The sequence below is a fragment of the Paraburkholderia kururiensis JCM 10599 = LMG 19447 genome, assembly GCF_003986935.1.
GTDB classification, from domain to species: Bacteria; Pseudomonadota; Gammaproteobacteria; order Burkholderiales; family Burkholderiaceae; genus Paraburkholderia; species Paraburkholderia kururiensis.
The window spans coordinates 1-3,554 of record NZ_RJZE01000069.1; the positions used below are offsets into that span (position 1 = coordinate 1).

Below are 3,554 nucleotides of genomic sequence, written 5' to 3' on the forward strand. Positions count from 1 at the left end.
GCATCCAGTGAATCGACCGCTTCGGGCAGGCCCGTGACGAGCCTGTCCCCGCATGACCGGTACGGCTCCACGCCATAGGGATCCGTATCCGTCGGGCCGGCGCTGGCCGCCTGCATCGACAGTGCGGCCAGCACGATGGTCAGGGCACGGGCCCGCCCGGCACCATTCCAGCATTCAGGATCGCATGACCTCTTTTGCATACACCTCACCAGATTTGCAGGACAGCCCCTGCTGGCACCGGTAGCGCCCGCGCGGCAGGGCTGAAACACCGCCGTCGTTCGCCGGAGGCCGCGGATCTGCGGACCATCGCATCAGGCCGCGGTTCCGCTGGCCGCGGCCGGCAGCGATGCCCGCCCCGAACGGCCGCACTGGCGGCACCTGAACTTGATGCGCCTCACCCCCTCCCCGTCCACCCCGCGTCGCCTCGCTGGCCCCAGCAGCAGGACTGGCCCGGTATGACCGCATTTGCCGCAGGTCAGCACCAGCGGCTCCGGGTGCATTCCCAGCCGCACGCGCGCCTCCATCTCGCCTCCCGGATCGAGCAGCAGCAGCCACTGCCGCCAGGCGGACAGCCAGCGATGCAGCACGGTCGGGTCCATGCCGAGTTCGCGCGCGGCCGCCGCGGCGGTGTCCCGCCAGCCCAGCATCGGCACCAGACGGCGCGCGTGCAGGCGCGCGAGCGAACTGGTGAACGGCGTGTTCGACGCGCGCGTGAAATACGCGAGGCAGTCCCGGCAGTGAAAACCAGGCAGCCCGCTCGGACGGGCCTGGAGATGGTGCTGCGTGCGCGTGCTGTCGCACCACGGACACGGACCCGGCTCACGGTCCGCGCCGAGCGCGGCCTCGACGTGCGGCAGCAGGAACGCCGACAGCACCGGATCCTCGCGCCGCTCCACCGGTCCCGCTGGCACCGTCCGCGCCGGCAGCACCACGTCCTCCAGACGCGGCCGCGCGCGCGGCTTCACCGCCGGCGCCGCATCGCCCACACTGGCCGCGCGCGCGACAGGTGGCGCCTCCGTGTCGGGAAACACCTTGCGCCGGGCCCGCACCGCGCTGTCAATCGCATCGTGCATCACCACGGCCTCGAAGGCCTGCCCCTCGCCCTGCATCACGTCCAGCAGCCGGCTGCGCCCGCACCGCGGGCAGCGGATACGCCGGCGCCGCTGGGGATCGAAGCCACCGGCGTGAAAACCGCCCTCGAAGCCGCAGCGCGCGCACCGCGCCCGTGGCGCCACCCGCACGCCGAGCCGTACCCTCGCCTCCCAGCTGCCCGACGGGTCCAGCTCCAGCAGGTACCGGCGGAACGCCAGCAGCCACGAGAGGACCGCCTTCTGCGTGCGGCCCAGCCGTGCGCCCGCCTGCATCATCGACATCTGGCGCGACAGCAGCGGAATCATCGCCGCGCCCTTCGCGTGATCCTGCAGCCTCGCGAAGGGCGTGCCGGTCATGCGGTTGAAGACCTTGCGGCAGCCGTGGCAGAAGAACGGCGGCAGCTTGCCTTTCTTCGGGCGGTCGGCGCGCACGCGCAGACCATCACAATGCGGACAGCGCGGCAACGGCGCGGAGTGAGGATTGACGAGTTCGAGCCAGGCGCGCGTCAGGTAATCCGTGAGCGCCACGTCCTCGGTCTGCTCATCATCCACCGGCTCGCGCGCGGTGATCGCTCCCACCGTCGCGTCGAAGCGCCGCGCGGGCGCCGCGTTCGTCACGTCGTACATGCTTTCCGCCTGTCCTACTGCACGACCGTCGCGCCCTTCAGCAGCCCCGCCGTGAAGTCAGCCGCGGCCTTTTCCAGCGCCAGCGCCTCGAGCTGTTTGCGGATCGTGCCCTTCACCGCGTCGAATGCCGGCACCTGCGTCGGCCGCTTCGCATCCAGCTTCACGATAAGGCGCACGTTGCCGGCCGGAATCGAGTCCGGCGTCACGCCTCCCACCGGCAGCTGCGTGATGGCCTGCGCCACGGGCAGAGGCAGCCCCTGCGTCTTGCCCTCCGCGACCGGGGTCTTGAAGCTCACCCACGGCAGTTCCCCACCGTTTGCCTTGCTGGGCGCCACGCTGTACTGCTGCGCGAGCACGTCGAAGCGCTTGCCCGCCTTCAGTTCGCTCAGCACGGTCGCCGCGGTCATCGCGTCAGGCACCGCGATCACGCGCGGCTTGTACTCTTCCTTGCCCAGCGACGCCACGATCTGGTCGTAACGCGCCTTCACCTGTTCATCGGTCACCGGCGCGGCATGAATGCTGTCCTTCAGGTACAGCTGTGTTTCGGCATTGGCCTTCGCCATATTGATCGCCTGCTGGACTTCCGGCTTCGAACCGTAGCCCGCCTTCTCCGCGTTCTGGCGGAAAAGCTCGCGCGCGATCAGCTGCTGCTTCAGCGCCTGGCGCAGCTGCGGCGTGTCGGGCTGGTGAGCCACCTGTGCCGCGACGCGCACCGCTTCATCGAGCTGCGACTGCGGGATCGCCACGCCGTTGACGGTGGCCACCGCGTCTGCGGGAAGCGATGGAGGTGCAGTATCCGTCTGCGCCCACACGGGGGTGGTCATGTACAGGCCGAGCACCGCAAGCGCCAGCGGGAGGATGTGTTTTCGCGAATGCATCGATACCTCACTTCAGATAAAAAGGGCGCGGCGGCGAACCGCCACGCAAAGGTGTCCCGGCCATGCGGGTCCGGGACACGAGCCAGTCTTCCAGAACAACCCCTTAATAGGGGTTCGGGGAGCAACGGAACAGCCAACTCACTTAAGACCGCAATGCCAATTCTGGCAAGACTTTGCGGACGGCATAGCGCTCTGGTTCTGCAAACTCATGGCAGCCATGCGTTTGCAGAACTTTGATTTCAAAGACGTGTTTTTTGAACCGATTACAGGCTGTTTCGCGCGTCACGCGGGAGACTCTACGGCGAGTTCAGCAAAACGAAGGTTTTATCGAACCACTAAGTGGGTTCGCTGTTCCGTTGCTCCCCGGCCCCCTTCCCTGTATGTCTTCGTCATCAGTCATCCCTCCCCGGCTGCCGGCCGGTGCGGGGCGCGCGGGCGCCATCCATGGGTTGCGTCGCGGTGCGGCGCCTGCCATGCCGCCCGGGTACCGGCTCGCCCCTCACTGCGATACATCAGACAGGCAGGTGTGCCGGCCCGCGGCCTCACCCTTCTCAAGGAGATCGTCCAGGCGGTAGCCGTAGCCGAACACGGGCGCGAGGAGATAGCCGTGTTCGGGCCGCAGCCGCAACCGGCTCCGGACTTCCCCTACGTGCGTATCGACGGTCCGCAGGGACACGCCGGTACTGAGCTGCTTCCATACCGCCTCGAACAGGTAGGCCCTCGACAGCGGTCTGGCGATGTTCCGGAACAGCAGGACGGCAACCTGGAACTGCCTGGGGTAAAGCGCAATGTGCTGGCCCCCCCGGTATGCCCGCCCTTCCTTCAGTTCGAAGACAAAATCCCGGTATTCGAGTCTTGAGGCCACCGCCTCCCCGGCGCGGGACCGGCGCAGCAGGGCCGAAACCTTTGCCACCAGGATTGCCGGGTCGACCGGCTTGACCAGGCAGTCGTCGGCACC

The 3,554-nt window shown here is 68.1% G+C and carries 4 protein-coding genes; all 4 read right to left on the reverse strand.

The features are described from left to right. Positions 1 to 200 (reverse strand): hypothetical protein (locus tag PKKP23_RS34365; RefSeq protein WP_205703038.1); only part of this gene is annotated, 200 nt, incomplete at its 3' end. Positions 201 to 311: 111 nt separating this feature from the next. Further along, positions 312 to 1,718, reverse strand: a complete 1,407-nt coding sequence (locus PKKP23_RS33085) for a DUF746 domain-containing protein (protein WP_240659270.1) — start codon at positions 1,716 to 1,718, stop codon at positions 312 to 314. Between the two features lie 14 nt (positions 1,719 to 1,732). Continuing rightward, entirely contained in the window at positions 1,733 to 2,596 is an 864-nt protein-coding gene (locus tag PKKP23_RS33090) for a peptidylprolyl isomerase (protein WP_126880044.1), read from the reverse strand. A 499-nt stretch (positions 2,597 to 3,095) separates the two neighbouring features. After that, on the reverse strand, positions 3,096 to 3,554 hold a 459-nt coding region (locus tag PKKP23_RS33095; RefSeq protein ID WP_138721053.1), incomplete at its 5' end, for a response regulator transcription factor.